The 18,460-nt window shown below is 44.8% G+C and carries 15 protein-coding genes, 1 rRNA gene and 1 riboswitch; of the genes, 6 read left to right on the top strand and 10 right to left on the bottom strand.

Features of this window, described 5'->3' with window-relative positions; genetic code table 11:
* A 16S ribosomal RNA gene (locus tag AS888_RS19755) occupies positions 1 to 169 on the bottom strand; the annotation flags it as partial.
* Positions 170 to 449: 280 nt separating this feature from the next.
* A complete protein-coding gene (locus tag AS888_RS19750; protein WP_061143850.1) occupies positions 450 to 1,313 on the bottom strand; it encodes a nucleotidyltransferase-like protein in 864 nt (287 codons plus the stop codon).
* Between the two features lie 175 nt (positions 1,314 to 1,488).
* Between AS888_RS19750 and AS888_RS19745 the strand changes: the two genes are divergently transcribed.
* Positions 1,489 to 1,842, top strand: coding sequence for a YgzB family protein (locus AS888_RS19745; RefSeq protein WP_061143847.1), 354 nt, complete (start codon positions 1,489 to 1,491; stop codon positions 1,840 to 1,842).
* Positions 1,843 to 1,900: 58 nt separating this feature from the next.
* Here the strand turns inward: AS888_RS19745 and perR are convergent, their stop codons facing one another.
* From perR to AS888_RS19720, 5 genes are all read right to left on the bottom strand, one after another.
* Positions 1,901 to 2,344 carry a peroxide-responsive transcriptional repressor PerR gene (gene perR, locus AS888_RS19740; protein ID WP_061143846.1) on the bottom strand — a complete coding sequence of 148 codons (444 nt, stop codon included), beginning with the start codon at positions 2,342 to 2,344 and terminating at the stop codon, positions 1,901 to 1,903.
* A gap of 154 nt (positions 2,345 to 2,498) precedes the next feature.
* A complete protein-coding gene (locus AS888_RS19735; protein ID WP_061143845.1) occupies positions 2,499 to 3,443 on the bottom strand; it encodes a D-2-hydroxyacid dehydrogenase in 945 nt (314 codons plus the stop codon).
* Positions 3,444 to 3,602: 159 nt separating this feature from the next.
* Entirely contained in the window at positions 3,603 to 4,715 is a 1,113-nt protein-coding gene (locus AS888_RS19730) for an aminopeptidase (RefSeq protein ID WP_260320318.1), read from the bottom strand.
* A complete protein-coding gene (gene bcp / locus AS888_RS19725) occupies positions 4,699 to 5,169 on the bottom strand; it encodes a thioredoxin-dependent thiol peroxidase (protein ID WP_061143849.1) in 471 nt (156 codons plus the stop codon). The genes AS888_RS19730 and bcp overlap by 17 nt, the downstream gene beginning before the upstream one ends.
* Positions 5,170 to 5,231: 62 nt before the next feature.
* Positions 5,232 to 5,651, bottom strand: coding sequence for a potassium channel family protein (locus tag AS888_RS19720; protein WP_057915680.1), 420 nt, complete (start codon positions 5,649 to 5,651; stop codon positions 5,232 to 5,234).
* Positions 5,652 to 5,863: 212 nt separating this feature from the next.
* Positions 5,864 to 6,056, top strand: a riboswitch (cobalamin riboswitch).
* Between the two features lie 153 nt (positions 6,057 to 6,209).
* Between AS888_RS19720 and metE the strand changes: the two genes are divergently transcribed.
* Positions 6,210 to 8,516 (top strand): 5-methyltetrahydropteroyltriglutamate--homocysteine S-methyltransferase, encoded by a 2,307-nt coding sequence (gene metE, locus AS888_RS19715; RefSeq protein ID WP_185113138.1) that lies wholly within the window; start codon positions 6,210 to 6,212, stop codon positions 8,514 to 8,516.
* Entirely contained in the window at positions 8,513 to 9,001 is a 489-nt protein-coding gene (locus AS888_RS19710; protein ID WP_061143843.1) for an acyl-CoA thioesterase, read from the top strand. The genes metE and AS888_RS19710 overlap by 4 nt, the downstream gene beginning before the upstream one ends.
* Positions 9,002 to 9,046: 45 nt before the next feature.
* On the opposite strand, the gene AS888_RS19705 is transcribed toward AS888_RS19710, so the two are convergent.
* The 3 genes from AS888_RS19705 to AS888_RS19695 are packed head-to-tail and all read right to left on the bottom strand — an operon-like array spanning position 9,047 to position 11,686.
* On the bottom strand, positions 9,047 to 9,832 hold the full coding sequence (locus AS888_RS19705) for an ABC transporter permease (protein WP_061143842.1): 786 nt from the start codon (positions 9,830 to 9,832) through the stop codon (positions 9,047 to 9,049).
* A gap of 4 nt (positions 9,833 to 9,836) precedes the next feature.
* On the bottom strand, positions 9,837 to 10,628 hold the full coding sequence (locus tag AS888_RS19700) for an ABC transporter permease (protein ID WP_061143841.1): 792 nt from the start codon (positions 10,626 to 10,628) through the stop codon (positions 9,837 to 9,839).
* Positions 10,629 to 10,678: 50 nt separating this feature from the next.
* The gene (locus AS888_RS19695) at positions 10,679 to 11,686 is read right to left on the bottom strand and encodes an ABC transporter ATP-binding protein (protein WP_061143840.1); all 1,008 of its coding nucleotides are present in this window, start codon (positions 11,684 to 11,686) and stop codon (positions 10,679 to 10,681) included.
* A gap of 152 nt (positions 11,687 to 11,838) precedes the next feature.
* Between AS888_RS19695 and AS888_RS19690 the strand changes: the two genes are divergently transcribed.
* From AS888_RS19690 to AS888_RS19680, 3 genes are all read left to right on the top strand, one after another.
* Positions 11,839 to 12,159, top strand: a complete 321-nt coding sequence (locus tag AS888_RS19690; RefSeq protein WP_061143839.1) for a hypothetical protein — start codon at positions 11,839 to 11,841, stop codon at positions 12,157 to 12,159.
* A gap of 143 nt (positions 12,160 to 12,302) precedes the next feature.
* Complete coding sequence (locus tag AS888_RS19685; protein ID WP_061143838.1) at positions 12,303 to 13,610, top strand: glutamate-1-semialdehyde 2,1-aminomutase; 1,308 nt, start codon at positions 12,303 to 12,305, stop codon at positions 13,608 to 13,610.
* Between the two features lie 322 nt (positions 13,611 to 13,932).
* Positions 13,933 to 18,405 (top strand): glutamate synthase-related protein, encoded by a 4,473-nt coding sequence (locus AS888_RS19680; RefSeq protein ID WP_061143837.1) that lies wholly within the window; start codon positions 13,933 to 13,935, stop codon positions 18,403 to 18,405.
* Positions 18,406 to 18,460: the final 55 nt, after the last annotated feature.

The raw sequence follows: 18,460 nt of genomic DNA, 5'->3' as shown, positions 1-18,460 counted from the left end.
TTAGCTCCGGTTTCCCGAAGTTATCCCAGTCTTATAGGCAGGTTGCCCACGTGTTACTCACCCGTCCGCCGCTAATCTCAGGGAGCAAGCTCCCATCGATCCGCTCGACTTGCATGTATTAGGCACGCCGCCAGCGTTCGTCCTGAGCCAGGATCAAACTCTCCGAAGAAATGTTTGACTTGCTCATTTGCTTTTTTGATAGTGTGTGCTCACTTAAAATTTAACGTTGGCGCCTTGTTTTGTTCAGTTTTCAAAGAGCAATTTCGCTGTCGTTTACTTCGTAAGCGACTTTTACATCTTATCATGTCTTCAACCGAGTTGTCAACATGTTTTTTTATTTTCTTTGTTTTGATGAAGCTGCGAAAGCTGATGTCCCGCAGCGACATGTATTAATATATCACCTATATTATTATTGGTCAATAATAAAAATCAATTTTTTAAAAGTTTTTTTAAACGGAATAATATCGATGATAAACCTCGTGCCCTTTCGTCTCCACTTTGATCACATCGATCACCTTTTTCTCTATCAAATATTCTATTAAAACGCCTAAATCGACTGAGTAATATTTAAGTTCCGGATGGTCCATGAGCTCCGCGATCGTCCACGCTTCCTCTTTCGTCCCCATTATTTCAACCAAATGCTGTGAACCTGCATTCGTCCTCGAATAAATAAGGAATTCACTCGCAAGGAAAAGGAGTTCCAATCTTTTTTCAAGCGTTTCTTCACTGCTGATCAATTCTTTATAGAGCTTGTATATTTCAGGTTCCATATGCTTCACTTGATTCCAGACAGTTACCTCCGGATAAAAACCTTGTTCGATTATCTCCAAGCGCGCCAAGTGATGCAGAGAGTGGACAATATGATTATATGCATCAAGGTAATGCCCTTTTTCGAAGAAACTTTTCCCGTCCATATACCTGCGTATCAGCTTCCCGAACTCCATCCCCATTTTTAACTTCCTTCCATAGAAGGGGAATTCCCTGATTTCGGTTTTCAAACGGTCCAAATATTCATTCCGGTCATAAAGGATTCTCCCATTATAGATCCAATCAACCACTTTGCGGTTGGTCCCTAACAAAAGCCATTCCTGCAACTGATCTTCCTTTACGATATGCAAAGCAGCCTTTTTATCCTTGTAAGTGTAATGCTTTAAAAACACGGCCTCTTCAGCTTCATCTGCAATGACAAAAAGGATGTAGTCAAATGTATCGGTAATCGGGCTATTATCTTCTTTCTTTTCTATCAACAAGATCCCAAGTGTAGATTTTAAGCTTGCTCGCTCTTGATAAATCGGGCGAAGGATATCTTCCATCATTAAATTCCTCCAAAACCTTTTTTTTTAAACGTTCGACAAAACTCTTCAAAATCCTGCTTACATCACTGACCAGAACGCCAATCAGTTAAAAGTAATATGTATCCTTTATTTCTTTTTTGTTCCATCCTTAGTTTATGTTATAGTTAAAGTTATATTTTAGGAGGGAAATTCCATGGCTAAATATTCTAGCAAAATCAATAAAATTCGTACATTTGCTTTAAGTTTGATTTTCATCGGCTTTATCGTGATGTATCTTGGACTTTTCTTCAAAACTCATCCTATTGTCATGACGCTTTTCATGGGGCTTGGCCTTTTATTCATAATCGCAAGCACCGGGGTTTATTTTTGGATAGGGATGCTCTCCACCAAAACGATACAGGTGGTCTGCCCTAACTGCGGCAAGCCGACAAAAATATTGGGGCGGGTAGACATTTGCATGCATTGCGAAGAACCGTTGACCCTCGACAAGAAGCTTGAAGGCGAAGAATTCAACGAGAAATATAATCGCAAAAGCCTGCAAGACTGAATGGCATCCTTCCTTCATAACAAGAAAAAAAGTTCCAACCAAGTGGAGGAACTTTTTTTTAATGGCTTTCTTTTTTCGCACAATCCGAACAGTCACCGTAGATTTCCATCCGATGGTGGCTGACATTGAAACCAGTCACCTGTGCTGCGAAATGTTCGACCTCATCCAATGCGGGATAATCGAAATCCACTATCTTTCCGCAAGTTTGGCAGATTACATGATAATGATTCGTGGTTACGAAGTCAAACCTTGCTGACGAATCACCGTAAGTAAGTTCTTTAACCAAGCCGACCTCTCGGAAAACGCGGAGGTTGTTGTAAACCGTCGCCACGCTCATATTAGGAAATTTGCTTTCCAGTGCTTTATATATATCATCAGCTGTAGGGTGTGACATGGAGTTTATCAAATATTCAAGAATCGCATGGCGCTGAGGAGTTATTCTTACACCGGTATCTTTTAATGAATCCAACGCTTCTTTCAACTGAACTTCAGACACCGTCATCCACCTCGTTTTCTAATTAAGTATGAATTCTTAGATTGTAATATTTATAAATAGTGTACCTTCTATCCGTTGATTTTGTCAATATTTCTATGACTTCCCGTTCTTTTTTAGTTTATTCGTCACCTCTTTGAATCTTTCCCATTTTCATATGGTTTTAGTATCCCTTTGATAAATCGATTACGTTAATGAAGTCTTTTCCAGCTTTCGAATATTCAAGCATGTTTTGTTCGAATATCGCAAAGGTCCTTGGTAAATATTCTCCGCTTTTACTCGAAAGGTGAGGTGTTACCGTTACATTCTCCATGCTCCAAAACGGATGTCCGTTCCTTAAAGGCTCCGGATCGAATACATCCAGGATGGCATGTGCCAGTTCCCCGCTTTCGAGAGCCTTTTGCAATACATCAGCCTTAACCAAGTCGCCGCGGCCAATGTTGACGAAAACGGCCGAGTCTTTCATCGCAATAAAGTGCTCCATTTGCAAAAGATGCTTCGTCTCAGCCGTACTCGGTAACACGGACACGATATAATCCGCTCTTGATATGACCTCCAACAAACAGTCAAGGGTATACATGCGGTCGATGCATTCCACTGGTTTCCCGCTCCGGTTCATGCCTAGCATCGTCATCCTGAAGGCCTTGCCCAGACGGGCCACTTCCCCTCCAATCGCACCAGTACCGATGACGAGCATCGTTTTGCCATTCAGCTCCCCCACCTCGATTTTCCTGTCCCAGCGCTCTTCCCTTTCATTTTTCATGAGCAGCTTTAATTTCTTTTCATATTGTAAAAGCATCCCTATTGTATACTCAGCCATTGGTATTTTATGAATGCCTCTTGCGTTGGTCACCATAATCCCGCGTTTCTCAATCGCTTTAAAAGGCAGCAATTCCATTCCTGCGCTCATGACCATGATCCATTTCAGGTTTTTCGCCTTACCGATGATTTCTTCCGTTAAATCCTCGCCATATGTAATAAAGACTTCCGCTTCACTAAGCGGCCCATCCGCCCATCCTGCATGATAGACGAAGGTCGAATCCGGAAAACCTTCCTTCATCCTCGTTTGGATGCCTTCATCCGGAATGATCGTTGAAAGTATTAACATGTGTTTATCTCTCCCTTTTTATTGACATAAAAAAACACGGGCTCTGTATGTCCCGCGCAACTTTCTCTGAGGAGGTATTCCCTTAATAAAGCATATTCAGGTGTCCCCTTTTTGAGTTGGACAAAAGCCTTACCCTTGTTAAAAAAGGCGCTATTTCATTCAATTAGAATTTAAATCGAGGAGCTCCGGCAAAACGAAAAGACCATCCCTCCTGATCAGGACGTCATCAAAATAAATGTCCCCGCCGCCATATTCAGATCGCTGGATCAAAACCATATCCCAATGAATCGATGAACGGTTTCCGTTATCAGCCTCATTATAGGCCGCACCCAATGCCAGGTGCAGACTGCCGCTTATTTTCTCATCGAACAAAATATCGCCCATGGGCTTCACTATGTAAGGATTGATGCCAATGCCGAACTCGCCGATGAAACGAGACCCTTCATCCATATTCAGTATCTCGTTCATTTCAATCATGTGTTTGGAAACGGCTTTAATGACTTCTCCCTTTTCCAATGTTAATTCTACATCACCGAAAGGAGTTCCTTCATAGGTGGCGGGGGCATTGAAGGCTATCGTCCCATTGACGCTTTCCCTCAGCGGAGCCGTAAACACCTCGCCGTCAGGCAGGTTCTTTTTACCCGCACAGATGATTGCCGGCATCCCTTTGATTGAAAAGGTCAAATCAGTCCCTGGTGAAATGATCCTGACCCTGTCGGTTCGTTCCATCAATTGCTTTAACGGTTCAAGTGCCGCCTCCATTTTCACGTAATCGATAGTACATACGTTTAAAAGGAAATCTTCATACTCATCAAAGCTCATGCCGGCTTTTTGCGCTGATATGCTGGTCGGATAATTAAGCAAGACCCAACGTCGATTGTTGACATAAAAAAGCGTAGCAGCATGCATCATCTCCCCTTGAAGACGATGCATCTCAACAGGGACATCCGTCATTTCCATTGAACTTTCATCACCGGTCATGATGATGAGCGCATCAATATCAGTATATTTTTTCATGGCCCATTGCGCTGAGGTGGCAAGCTGTTCTTTTACATTCCCTCGTAACAGGTGACGATTTATTTCATCATCCTCCAGTTCTACATATGGAAATGCCCCGACTCTGTAAGCTTCAACGATCAGCTCTTTAATCAGTGGCTTCGTGCAGATATGGCCCCTTATCAGGATTCTCTCTTTTGGCTTCAATCGTATTGAATGATGAATCAACTTGGCGGCGAGCTCCCTATGTCGCTCACCCTTATTTTTGGAGTTCACGAAGAGTTTCAAGAGCGTCTTCAACATGGCCTTTTACTTTTACTTTGCGCCATTCTTTGACGATCATGCCTTCCTTGTCAATCAGGAAGGTGGAACGCTCAATGCCCATATATTCCTTGCCAAAGTTCTTTTTCAATTGCCACACATCGAATGCTTCGGCAGCTTGATGACTTTCATCAGCCAGCAAAAGGAAAGGCAATCCATGTTTTTCAATGAACTTTTCATGACGCGCGGCTGGGTCCGGGCTGATGCCAATGATGACAGCATCCAATTCCTCAAAGTGTTCATTGTGATCCCGAAAATCACAGGCCTCCGTCGTGCAACCCGGGGTCATATCTTTAGGGTAAAAATATAAAACAACGTATTTGCCCTTGAACTGCGAAAGGGAAACCATTTCACCGTTGTTAGCAGGTAAATGAAAATCAGGTGCTTTTTCTCCAATTTTAACAGTCATATTGAACCCTCCATTTTCTTCATTATGGTAAGGGTACCCAATAATCGAAAGAAACACAACTTTCATTTATCCTTCCTATCCTTCTGGTCCAGGTCGATCACCGTCCGAATCACGAATGCCGCCGGAAGCGTGTATCCGATGAATGCCTGTATTGTCGCTATCATCCGGCCCATGCCTATAGGGGCTATATCGCCATATCCTACAGAAAACATCGTCATCGCACTGAAATAAAAAGAAGTTTTCAGTTGTTCATAAAAAGTGCCATCCAATCGATTGCCCATATCAAGAATCACTGAGTGATTCTGAAGCTCGTATAATAAATAAATCAGTGCAAAACCAACTAATATCGTCGCATATAAATTGCCGAGCCAAAGCATGTCTTCAAGAGAGAACTTTTTCCCCCCCGACTCGACAAGAAATAACGTCCGAATGCTCATCACCATGCAAAAAATGATTCCAGCAATCAAGATGTAGAAAGTCATCCCCCACGCCCCATTTCAAAACGCCCACTTCCTTATACATACTCCCTGTCCAATCAATATATTCTATTTTGGAAAGACTTCAGCCTTGTCATAAACCACTTGTCATAGGGCATGTTTACGAAACTTTTGCTTGTTGACCCTTTTGGTCGGATATGTTAAGATTGTCTAAATTTTTATAATAGTTTCTATTTTATAAATTTTTAATTTACCGAATTTCATATGTGGAAACAGGTTCCTAATGTTCATTAGGATTAAAAGGGAAGTCCGGTGTAATCCCGGCACGGTCCCGCCACTGTAATGGGAATGTTAGCGCCACCCGATATGCCACTGATCCCAAGGATTGGGAAGGCTTGCCGCTAATAATATGCCCTAAGTCAGGAGACCTGCCTGTTTCAACAACACTGTTTTAACCTACGGGAGATAGGGAGGTGTTAGGAACCTTTCATGTAAGTGGCAATTCGCTTGACACTTTATTTTAAGCATTTCTAACTTTCTCTTTTTGACTGTTAGGGGTGCTTTTTTTGTTGGATATCAATCAAATTCAAAGAATGTAGGAGGATGGAAATTTTGAAAAGTAGTAATCTGGGATACCCCCGCATCGGGGAAGATCGTGAATGGAAACGCACATTAGAAGCTTACTGGTCAGGAAAAATCGAAGAAACGGAATTCGCATCGCAACTGGAAGCGATCCGGTTGGGCAACCTGCGAAAGCAAAAAGAGCAAGGCGTTGATATCATTCCTGTCAATGACTTTACTTTGTATGACCAAATGCTCGATACTTCCGTGATGTTCGGTCTTGTTCCCGAACGTTATTCCTCTTATGAAGGAGGAAGTGTCCCCCTTTCCGTTTATTATTCAATGGCCCGCGGTAACAAGGACGAAGTCGCATCCGAGATGACGAAATGGTTCAATACGAATTATCACTATATCGTCCCGGAATTAAAACGCTCCCAGCTGACTTTAACAGAAAATAAGCCGCTTGCTGCATATCGGGAAGCCAAGGAGAAGCTGGGGATTGAAACGAAGCCGGTGCTTATCGGACCGTATACCTTCATCTCCCTTTCCAAAGGCTTCAATAAAGAAGATATCCCTGGCATCATCCTGAGCCTGCTCCCCCTCTATACACAAATATTGCAGGAGTTGGAGCAAGAAGGTGTGCAGTGGGTTCAGTTAGATGAGCCTTCCCTTGTTTCATCGATATCCAAAGATGATATGGAAACTGTTACATACCTCTATGAAAAACTGAATGAAGCGGCACCTCACCTGAACATCATGCTCCAAACATACTTTGATGCCGTGGAACACTATGAAGCGGTCACTCAATTGAAAGTTCAGGGAATCGGGCTCGATTTTGTTCATGATAAAGGAAGAAATGTCAGCAATCTTGAAACATTCGGCTTCCCGGCAGACAAAGTGCTTGGTGCAGGCGTGATTGACGGAAAAAACATTTGGCTTTCCGATTTATCGAGCAAGCTTCAATTAATCGAGACGATCAAGAACAAAGTGGCAGAAGATAAAATCTGGCTCCAACCCTCTTGTTCCCTGCTTCATGTTCCAGTGACCGTTCGCAATGAAAACGCGCTTGCTAAAGAAGTGAAGGAGGCACTTGCCTTCGCGGATGAGAAGCTAGAAGAAATCACTACCCTTGTCAAAGGCAGCAATCTAGGTTTGGAGGCAATCGTAAAGAAAGTGGATGCGAATAAATTGGCGATCCAAACGTTAGCCAGTTCCCAGGCCCGGAATCATAAAGCAGTACAAGCCGATGTAGAAAAGGTTAAATCCAAGACCTCGGGACGTCAGCTGGCATTTAAAGAGCGTTACCAAAAACAACGTGAATTTTTCAAGTTGCCTTTTCTTCCTTCTACAACGATCGGCAGCTTCCCCCAAACATTTGAAGTGAAACAAGCACGCAGTAAATTTAAAAGAGGAGAATGGACTGCTGCCCAATATGAAACATTCATAAATGATGAGATTGCCAGGTGGATCGATATTCAAGAAGAAATCGGCCTGGATGTTCTCGTTCACGGAGAATTTGAACGGACGGATATGGTTGAATATTTCGGCCATAAGCTGGGGGGATTCGTCTTTCTGGAAAAAGGGTGGGTTCAATCCTACGGTTCTCGCTGCGTCAAGCCCCCCGTCATTTACGGCGACGTTCATTTCATCAAGCCGATGACAGTCAGGGAAAGCGTCCATGCTCAATCACTGACAAAGAAAACGGTAAAGGGAATGCTCACAGGTCCTGTAACGATTTTGAACTGGTCATTTGTCCGTGATGATATTTCAAGGGAGAATGTTTGCTATCAGCTTGCCCTTGCCTTGGATAAAGAGGTACTTGCCTTGGAAGCGGCAGGAATCAAGATGATCCAAGTGGATGAGCCTGCACTTAGAGAAGGACTTCCATTGAAGAAAAGCGACCGGGAAGAGTATTTGAACTGGGCGGTGAATTCGTTCCTGATTTCCACATCGAGCGTGGAAGATACAACGCAAATCCATACGCATATGTGCTATTGTGACTTCAACAGTTTCATGGATGTCATCTCTTCCCTCGATGCCGATGTCATTTCCATCGAAACATCCCGCAGCCACGGGGAGCTTGCCTCCGCATTCGAGGAAAAGACATACGAAAAAGGAATTGGCCTAGGGGTATATGATATTCATAGTCCTCGAGTCCCGGCTGTGAAGGAAATGGTCGACATGATTGAACGAGGCATCAAGGTATTGGATAAAGACCAGTTTTGGATCAATCCTGACTGCGGCCTGAAAACGAGGGGCGTCCCTGAAACGGTTTCTTCCCTTAAAAATATGGTCGAGGCAGCCAAAATCGTCCGGGAAAAGCTATTGGCCCAAACAACCGGCAAATGATCGAAAACGACGTAGAGATAGCAGCAGGCCAACCCACACAGCAGTCAAGGACCTTTTTAACTGACCTTGTTTTCCCCCCTGACACAAATCATCACAATACCATTTTTGGCGGGAAAGTAATGGCCTATGTCGATAAAATCGCCTGCATTTCGGCTATGCGCCATTGTCGAAAGCCAGTCGTGACAGCATCAAGCGACTCTTTTGATTTTTTGGCCCCCATCAAGACAGGAGATGCGATTAACCTAGAGGCTTATGTGACATGTGCCCACCGCACTTCCATGGAGGTATTCGTGAAGGTGGAGCGAGAAAACTTATTAACAGGTGAAAAGCAGCTTACGGCACGCGCCTTTTTAACGATGCTTGCCATTGATGAAGATGGTAAGCCGACCGAAGTTCCAATGGTAATACCGGAAACGGAAATGGAAAAACAGCAGTATGCCGAAGCCCAGGCAAGATATATAGAAAGAAAGAATAAGCGTAAATAAACAAAAAGAAATCCCTTCAACCTGATGGCTGAAGGGATTTCTTTTTTAGTTTCCTGCCCCGCGGTACCGCTTCACTCCCTGATTCCAAATGACGACGGATATCATGAAAAAGACAACCCCGATTACAGGTGTGGCGAAGGCATACGCATACCACTCCTCTTTCCTAAGGAAATAGGATGCCGGATAAACACCGACAAACGCGAATGGCAGCACCCATGTAAGGACAAAGCGAATGATCTTATTATAAATATCGACAGGATAGCGTCCATAATTCCCGATATTATACATCATGGGCATGATGGAGGTTTTTGCATCCGACCAAAACCCGATGCTTGCGATCACAACGAAAATGGCCGCATAAGCAAGCGCCCCTCCTATTGCAAAGATGATGAAAAGAATCGGATCATACCAGGCAAGCTCCAGATTCAGTGATGCCCCAGAGTAAAATATTATGATCAAACCAGTCACAACACCAAATAATGATTCAAGCTCGATTCTTTCCAAAATGACTTGAAACAGGCTATGTATCGGCCTTGTTAATATCCGGTCCATCTCACCCTTGACGATATAGCGATCATTGAAATCCCAAATATTGAAAAACGCTGAAAAAAGGGCGAATGGAATAAGGAAGAACCCATAAATGAATATGATTTCTTCGCGGCTCCAGCCGCTTAAAAACTGAGTATGGCCAAAAACAACCAAGATGAAAACCAAATTCACGACCTGATTCAGCAGGTCAGATAAGATTTCCATGAAGAAATCCGCCCGATACTGCAATCTTGTTTTCATATATTGACTTACATATTGAAAAAACATCGATACATAAAACATCCGATCAACCCCCTTGAATAATCAGCTGTTTTTTTGCGACTATCCATAAAAGCTGAATCGGTATTATGAGAATGATGCACCAAATGAACTGCTGTAAAAGCGCCATGCCAATTTCCCCTGAACTGTACCCGTTCGTGAAGATCATGCTTGGTACATAGCTGATCCCTTGAAACGGCAAGTATTTCATTACTTCCTGCGCCCATATCGGATAGAAACTGATGGGTAGCAATAGACCGGAAAACAAATCGATGATGACCCGTTTAGCCCGGATCAACCCCGCGTTATTATAAAGGAAAAAGGTGGTGATCCCCGTCAATAAATTAATTTGGGTATTGATGATGAAGCTGAACAGCAAGGAAATCCCGAATATCGCCCATGTTGCCGGTTCGTTCGGCAGTTCGATCGGAAAAATCAAGGCTACCAGCAGCATGCCCGGGATCGAGAAGAAGAAGAAACGGAATATCCCTTCCCCAAGCCCCTGCATCGTCTTCATCCCTAAATAATTATAGGGTCTGATCATCTCGATGGCGACCTTCCCATCCTTGATTTCAGTGGCAATTTCGCGGTCAATGTTATTGAAATAAAAGGCCCTCGCCATCCAAGCAACCGCCACATAAGTTGTCATCTGCATACTTGAAAGACCTTCGATGGAGCTTTTTTCTCCATATATTGCATTCCATAAGAAATAATAAGCCCCGATATTAATGCTATAAATTAAAATGCCGGTATAATAATCCGTTCGATACGCAAGCATCATCAAAAAACGCATGCGAATCATCGCTAGATATTTTCCCATGGCACTCTCCCCCTCCTTGATAGACACGTTGTTTCTTAATGATAAGAGAGTCAGACAGTGCCTTCTTCATAAATATTACGCACAATCTCTTCAATGGACGTCTCGTGAATTTTGATATCCTTTATTTTAAAATGAGATACGACAGCCGAGACAAGCTGGGAAATATGGTCGCCTTCTTCTTTCAGCAAGGCGATGTAGGTTTGGTTTTTCTCATCATAAACCCAGTTTGCGTTAAATGGGAGCGGCAAGGATTGCAATTCCTGAAGGGAAACTCCCTCGATGAATTGAAAATGAATCTGTTTTTCCTCAGCCCAGTTATCCTTCAGACTCTGCAATTCCCCATCATAAATGATCCTGCCTTCATCAAGCATGATCACGCGCTCGCAAAGCGCCTCAATATCGCCTAAGTCATGGGTGGTCAAAAGGATGGTCGTATTATATTTTTCATTGATTTCTTTCAGGAATTCGCGAATCTTCAGTTTCACGAGTACATCTAGCCCAATGGTCGGTTCATCCAGGAACAGCAATGGTGGATTGTGGATCAATGCTGCCGCTAGCTCGCAGCGCATTCGCTGACCTAGCGAGAGCTTCCGCACCGGTTTGTCGAGCAAAGGACCGATATCAAGCGTCTTGATGACATGCTCCATATGATCGTTATATTGTTCATCCGTTACCTTATAAACCTTTTTTAACAGCCTGAAGGATTCTTGAACGGCAATATCCCACCAAAGCTGTGAGCGCTGTCCAAATACGACTCCGATCGTCTGGGTGAACTTTTCCCTTTCCCTATGGGGGTTCATCCCATTGACCGAGATTTCGCCTGACGTCGGCTCCAAAATACCCGTGAGCATTTTGATCGTGGTCGATTTCCCAGCGCCATTTTCACCGATATAAGCTACCATTTCACCCTTTTTTACAGTAAAATTGATATCATTGACAGCAGGGACGATCTTATAATTTCTTGTAAGTAAATCCCGGAAGGCGCCTTTTAAACCCGAACGGCTTGATGCCGACTTAAATTCCTTCCGCAATTGTTTCACTTGTATTGCATCACTCATCCTGTTACATCCTCCGTCATCTCTTGTCCTAATGCATTAGTTTATCCAACCTCAGCTATTTAGACAATAAAAATGCCTGATGTTCCGCCCCCCTTCTTTCAGGATAATCCTGACGTTGTAAGAGATACATATATAAAGGAGACAAATATGCCATGAATATAAAAGAATTATTATTATCACAAATCGAAAAGGTCGTCATTGGCCTTCGTTATGACTTCCTTTATGAGGATGAATTTGGTCCATTATTATGCCAGGTCATTCAAAGGGATTCCGATGGATCGGTAGAAAGCACCCCCTTAAGTTTCCAAATTCATATTAATGAAGAAAAAGGCACCGGCAGCCTCATTTACTACCAAGCCGAAGGAGAAATGAACCGCCAATCCTTCGACATCGAAAATCCGGACTCCATCGTCGGCATCCTGACCTTCCTGACTGGAATTTTGGGACCGGATCCGATTTCCAGCAAAAAATAACGGACCATGGATTCAGCTGTTTCTAGGATTCATGCGGGTTTTTTAAGGGCTGGCGACATTCCTTGGCCTCCACCCCCGGATTTCCGGACGAAAAAGTGCTATGATGAAGAGGAATACGTTTGTACTTTTAGGAGGTTTTAAGATTGGATTTTAGTAATTCGGAGCTTTTACATAAAGAGGCATTGGAACATATCGTCGGCGGGGTCAACAGCCCTTCGCGTTCATACAAAGCGGTAGGCGGCGGGTCACCGGTTGCCATGGATCATGCCAAAGGTGCTTATTTCTGGGATGTCGACGGCAATAAATATATCGATTATTTGGCGGCATATGGTCCGATCATCACAGGGCATGCACATCCACATATTACGGAGGCAATCGTTAAAGCAGCAGAAACAGGTATATTATATGGAACTCCAACAAAGCATGAGGTCAAGTTCGCCAAAATGCTGAAAGAGGCCATACCGTCCCTTGATAAAGTCCGCTTCACCAATTCAGGCACCGAGGCAGTCATGTCGACCATTCGCGTGGCCCGTGCTTATACAGGACGCGATAAGATCATCAAGTTTGCCGGCTGTTATCATGGTCACTCCGACCTTGTTCTTGTAGCCGCTGGCTCGGGTCCGTCCACACTTGGAACGCCGGATTCTGCCGGAGTTCCAAAAAGCATCGCCCAGGAAGTCATCACGGTGCCCTTCAATGATATCGAACCATTTAAGGAAGCATTGAATAAATGGGGCAACGAAATCGCAGGCGTACTGGTTGAACCGATCGTCGGCAACTTTGGCATTGTCGAGCCAAGCCCCGGTTTCCTCGAAGACGTCATTTCCTTATCCCACAAGGCAGGATCATTGGTCATTTTCGACGAAGTCATCACCGCTTTCCGGTTCATGTATGGAGGCGCTCAGGACTTCTTGGGAATCCAACCCGACTTGACTGCCCTTGGCAAGATCATCGGCGGCGGACTTCCGATCGGTGCCTATGGCGGCAAGAAAGAAATCATGGAAACGGTCGCTCCCCTCGGTCCTGCCTACCAAGCAGGTACAATGGCAGGAAATCCGGCTTCCATGCTTTCCGGAATAGCTTGCTTGGAGGTCCTTAAAGAGGAAGGCCTGTACGATGAGCTTGATCGATTAGGAAAAATCCTTGAAGAAGGTATCCAAATGGCAGCCGGTCAATATAATGTTCCTATCACGATCAATCGCCTTAAAGGGGCCTTGACGATCTATTTCACGACGGAAAAAATTGAAAACTATGAGCAGGCGGAAAATACGGATGGCGAAATGTTCGCCAAGTTTTTCAAACTGATGCTCAACCAAGGCATCAATTTGGCTCCTTCCAAATACGAAGCGTGGTTCCTGACCATTGCACATACGGAGGACGATATCGCTTATACCCTTAAAGCGGTTGAACATGCATTCAAGAACTTGATTCAAGAAACGATAACAGCATAATTATGCATATTTTATACACCCCAGGATGTTCTTCATCCTTGGGGTTTTCTTATCATCAGGCAAAATAATCATTCAAATTAGCCTTCCACTCCCATATTCACGAAAAACCCCTCCAATTTAACATCCAACCAATTGTATAAAAAATTGATTTCTGAATATTTAAATGATATGATATGGATACATTTACTTACATTTATACCCTTTCTTTCAATCTATCAAGAACTCGGACTATCGTTCGGGTTATTAATATTTCCCCAATTGAATCAAATGCTACAGGAGGTGAAGGGCAGAAAATAAGGGGAACCTTATTCAAGCCGCATATATGACCCAACAATGGACACCCGCTACATTCAATGAGTTTCACAAGCAAGAACATGATGCCTGCGGAATCGTTGCAGCAATCGAAAAAAAGAAAATCCCTACAAACGAAAACATCTTTGCCTGCATCGATGCTCTCGTTAAAATGAACCATCGCTGCGGCTTCATCAATGGAGAGGGAGATGGCGCAGGAATCCATATCGATATTCCGCGGGCTCTTTGGAAAAAGAAGCTTGAAAAGGCTAATGTCGATCAAGGCTTAGTCGATCAAGACGACTTCATAGTCGGCCACTTATTTCTAAGCAAAAAGGCTGATGCAAACGATTTAAAAATTGAAGTCAAAGAAAAGCTCCTTCAACATGGGCTTTCCTTGATTTTCGAAACGGATAAGGCCTACCGCTCTGAAGCCTTGGGGCCAATCGCCATTCAAGAAGATCCTGTGTTTTGGCAGTTTGCCTGTTCTGCCGCCAACGTCCACAGCAAGGAGCTTTCAAATGTTCTTTTTGAGCTGTCCTCGGACATCGAAAAAAGTGATTTCATTCATGTTGCCTCCTTAAGCCAGCATCATGCGGTCTACAAAGTGATGGGAGCCGGGGATACGCTCCCTGCCTACTATCTTGATCTTGCCGATCCACTAGCAGCCTCCGCGATGACACTTGGGCATAATCGATTTTCGACCAATACTTTATCAAGCTTCTTTCGGGTCCAGCCTTTCAGTGTGCTTGGCCATAATGGTGAAATCAATACGATCGCCAAATTACGTGATGAAGCGAAAATGATCGGCGTGCCCATCGCCAAAGACGGAAGCGACTCGCAGGATTTAAACAAGACGATTGAAACCTTCATATGCCGGCATGGCTACTCTTTGTTTGAAGCCGTCGACCTTATGTTCCCGCCAATCATTAATGAAATTAAGGAATATCCCGAACACTTGCAAGACTTATATACGTATTTACGGGAAGCATGGGGCCATTTCGCCCAAGGTCCGGCAGGGATCATTTCCCGCTTCGGCGACGAGGCCGTATTCTCCGTCGATTCTTTAGGGCTGCGTCCGTTATGGAATATCGAAACGGAATCTTCCTATATGTTCACTTCAGAACCTGGAATCATTCCTTCCAGTGAATTTACCGGAGATCCAAAACCGTTGGGTCCTGGAGAAAAGGTTGGGTTGAAATGGAACGGCGACTCCATTCAATTGTACACCTACAAGGATTTTCAAGAGAAAGTGTTCAGACTATTCAATGATCGTTTCATCCTTTCCGATGACCGCGTTCGCTTGCAGCCACACACCTTTGAAAAAATTATCTCCATGGCAAACACGCAAGCCATTCATAATGGACAGTATAAAGCTTTTGGCTGGGAGAGGGAGCATGTTCAATTGGTGGAACAGATGGCCGAGAAAGGTGCCGAGCCCATTCGTTCCCTTGGTCATGATGCGCCACTTGCAGCACTCAATCCGCAACGTACCAATATTGCAGACTTCATTAAGGAAAGCGTAGCGGTCGTAACCAACCCCGCCATCGACAGGGACCGGGAAACAGAGCACTTCTCGACGAGGACCATCATCGGAAAACGCCCTTCCCTATTCGAAGCGAAAAAGGCCGGCAAAGTCTACGAGCTGCTGACTCCCTTATTGATTGAAGGACTGACTGGCTATGAATGCTCATCCATCCTTTCACAGCCAAGCTATGATCAATTCATTAACTATAACCAGGATCAAAAACTCGTGCACTTCCTTTCAAGCACCTTCAAGGAGAACGAAAGCATTACAAATGCCCTGACCAGGATTACGGATGATGCGGTCCATGCAGTGGATGGCGGCAAAACGCTGCTCGTTTTGGATGATGCTCTCGCCCATCAAAATGGTCACCTGCTGCTTGACCCCCATCTTGTCACTTCAGCTGTCGATCAAGCTTTGGTGCAAAAGGGCAAGCGCCGGGATTGCTCCATCCTTTTACGTTCCGCCTCATTAAGGTCATTGCATGATATCATCGTTTCTTATGGTCTTGGGGCAAATTTGATCAGTCCATATTACATGTTCCTTTCCTTATCTTCAGATGACCTAAAGAAGGTTATCAATTTATATAACTCCTTGACGAAGGGGCTTGAGAAAGTCATTTCCACCATCGGCATCCATGAGCTCCGCGGGTATGGAAGGCTTTTCTCCAGCATCGGCTTACATGAGGAAATCGCGGCCTATTTAAATGTGGCTAACTTCTTTGGTTCAGATGATTTGGATTATAATTTCGATAAGATCAAAGCTGACGCCATCCAGCGTGCGGAAGATTATAACAATGATAAGGAACGCATGGGAAAGACCTTTCATTTATTCCCGAGGATCTGGAAGTCGATTGGTGAAGTGGCCTCAAGCGGGGACTATGATGCTTATCGTGAAAAGATCACCGAGCAGGAAGAATCCAATCCAACGGCAATCCGCCATTTAACATCTTTAAAAACGTCAGATGCTCCGATTCCATCTGAAAAAGTCAATCTTTCGATCGATGAACAGGAACTTCCTTTCGTCATAGCTTCCATGTCCTTTGGATCGCAAAATGAGATTGCTTTCCGTGCGTATGCAGAGGCTGCCGAACGGCTAGGCATGATCAGCATGAATGGCGAAGGCGGGGAAATCAAGGATATGCTTGGCAAGTACCCGAAATCGCGCGGACAGCAAATCGCTTCAGGCCGTTTCGGTGTCAATGCGGAACTCTTGAACTCTTCAAATCTTCTGGAAATAAAAATTGGGCAAGGGGCTAAGCCTGGTGAGGGGGGGCATCTTCCAGGTTCAAAGGTTACAGCGAAAATTGCGGAAGCGCGGAATGCAACGATCGGTTCGGATTTGATCTCCCCTTCCAATAACCATGATATTTATTCCATTGAAGATCTGGCCCAAATGATCCATGAATTGAAAACGGCAAACGATAAGGCGAAAGTGGCCGTCAAGGTACCTGTCGTGCCAAACATTGGCACGATCGCAGTCGGGGTCGCCAAGGCAGGCGCCGATATCATTACGCTATCCGGTTTTGATGGCGGAACGGGAGCTGCCAGGATTCATGCACTCGCACACGTCGGCCTTCCAGTCGAGATTGGTGTGAAGGCGGCCCATAATGCCCTGCTGGAGTCTGGCATTCGCCAAAGCGTAGAAATTTGGGCTGATGGCGGGTTAAAGAGCTCAATGGATATCATGAAAGTGATGCTGCTTGGGGCGAACCGTGTAGGCTTCGGTACCCTTTCAATGATTGCTGTCGGCTGTACCACATGCCGCGGATGTCACCTTGATACCTGTCATGTAGGCATTGCCACACAAATCGAATCGGAAGCACAAGCGAAGGAGCACGGACTGCGGCGTTTCGTTCCCCGAAAATTCGATTTGGCCGTTCAAGGCTTGATGAATATGTACAGTGCCTTTGCCAAGGAACTTAAACTATTGACAGGGTCGCTTGGCGTGAAAAATCTTCAGGATATCGTGGGCCGTTCCGATTTGCTCCAGCAAGTTACGGGGCAGCATTCACTTGATTTAACGTATCTATTAAAGAACCTGGATATTACGCCATTCTCCCATCAGGAAAAAGAGGCGTATTTGGATGAGAGCTCGATGCAGGTTGCAGTTGGCGCCGAATATCTTGATTCACATGTAGATGACCTGCAGCAATCACGAAGTTATAGCTCGATCACATCCGAGCAGCGTGTACTCGGCAGCCGGGTCTCCTGTCACCGCGTTAGGGGCAGGCTTGATGGATCGTACAAAAAACTTCCCCCCGTTCACCTCTCTTACCAGGATGGTTCCATACCGGGCAATGGACTTGGGGCTTACAATACGGAGGGGATTACGATCAGCGTGAACGGCGGCGCACAGGATGGAATCGGCAAAACTTCAATCGGCGGCAATATCGGCATCTTTAAATCTCCCGGCAAAGATGGGAAGTTCTACAATGGATCGGTCGGCAAGGGGTTCGGGTACGGTGCACAGCACGGTCTTCTCATTGCCCAGGGAGATGCCGATGCAAGGGCGGGAATTCGGCTTTCGGGAGCGGATATGATCATCGGGGGATTGTTGAAACAGCCTCTGCCCGAAAAGGAAACCGGTAATATTGCGGTAACTTCCAATATAAAAGGATTCGCTTTCGAATACATGACAAATGGGAGAGGTTTGGTTCTAGGAGATCCTGGCCCATGGATTTGTGCAGGCATGACCGGAGGTGTCGTCTATTTACGTCAACAGCCAGAAAGCGGTTTGACGAAAGACGTGATTAAGAAACGGGTTGCCAAAGGCGCAAAGATTTCGATAGAGCCCCTCTCTGCCCTAGGCATACAGGACGTGACCGAACTTCTCGGCAGCTACACGAACCTTTTGAAAGAACAAGGTCAAACGGAAGAAGCGGTCTCTTTAGAGGTCCTGCTCCAAGATCCCGGAAAGCATTTCCTTCAGATCGTTCCAGTTAAGGAACAGGCAGATCCCGCCGTTTCCACGGAATGATTCATAAAAAAAATAACGGTCACTCAAAAACTGATGCTCTTTAATTCGAGCATCA

Origin of the sequence: Peribacillus simplex, assembly GCF_001542915.1 — a bacterium.
Classification (GTDB): Bacteria; Bacillota; Bacilli; order Bacillales; family DSM-1321; genus Peribacillus; species Peribacillus simplex_B.
This window is presented reverse-complemented; position numbering and strand designations above follow the sequence as displayed.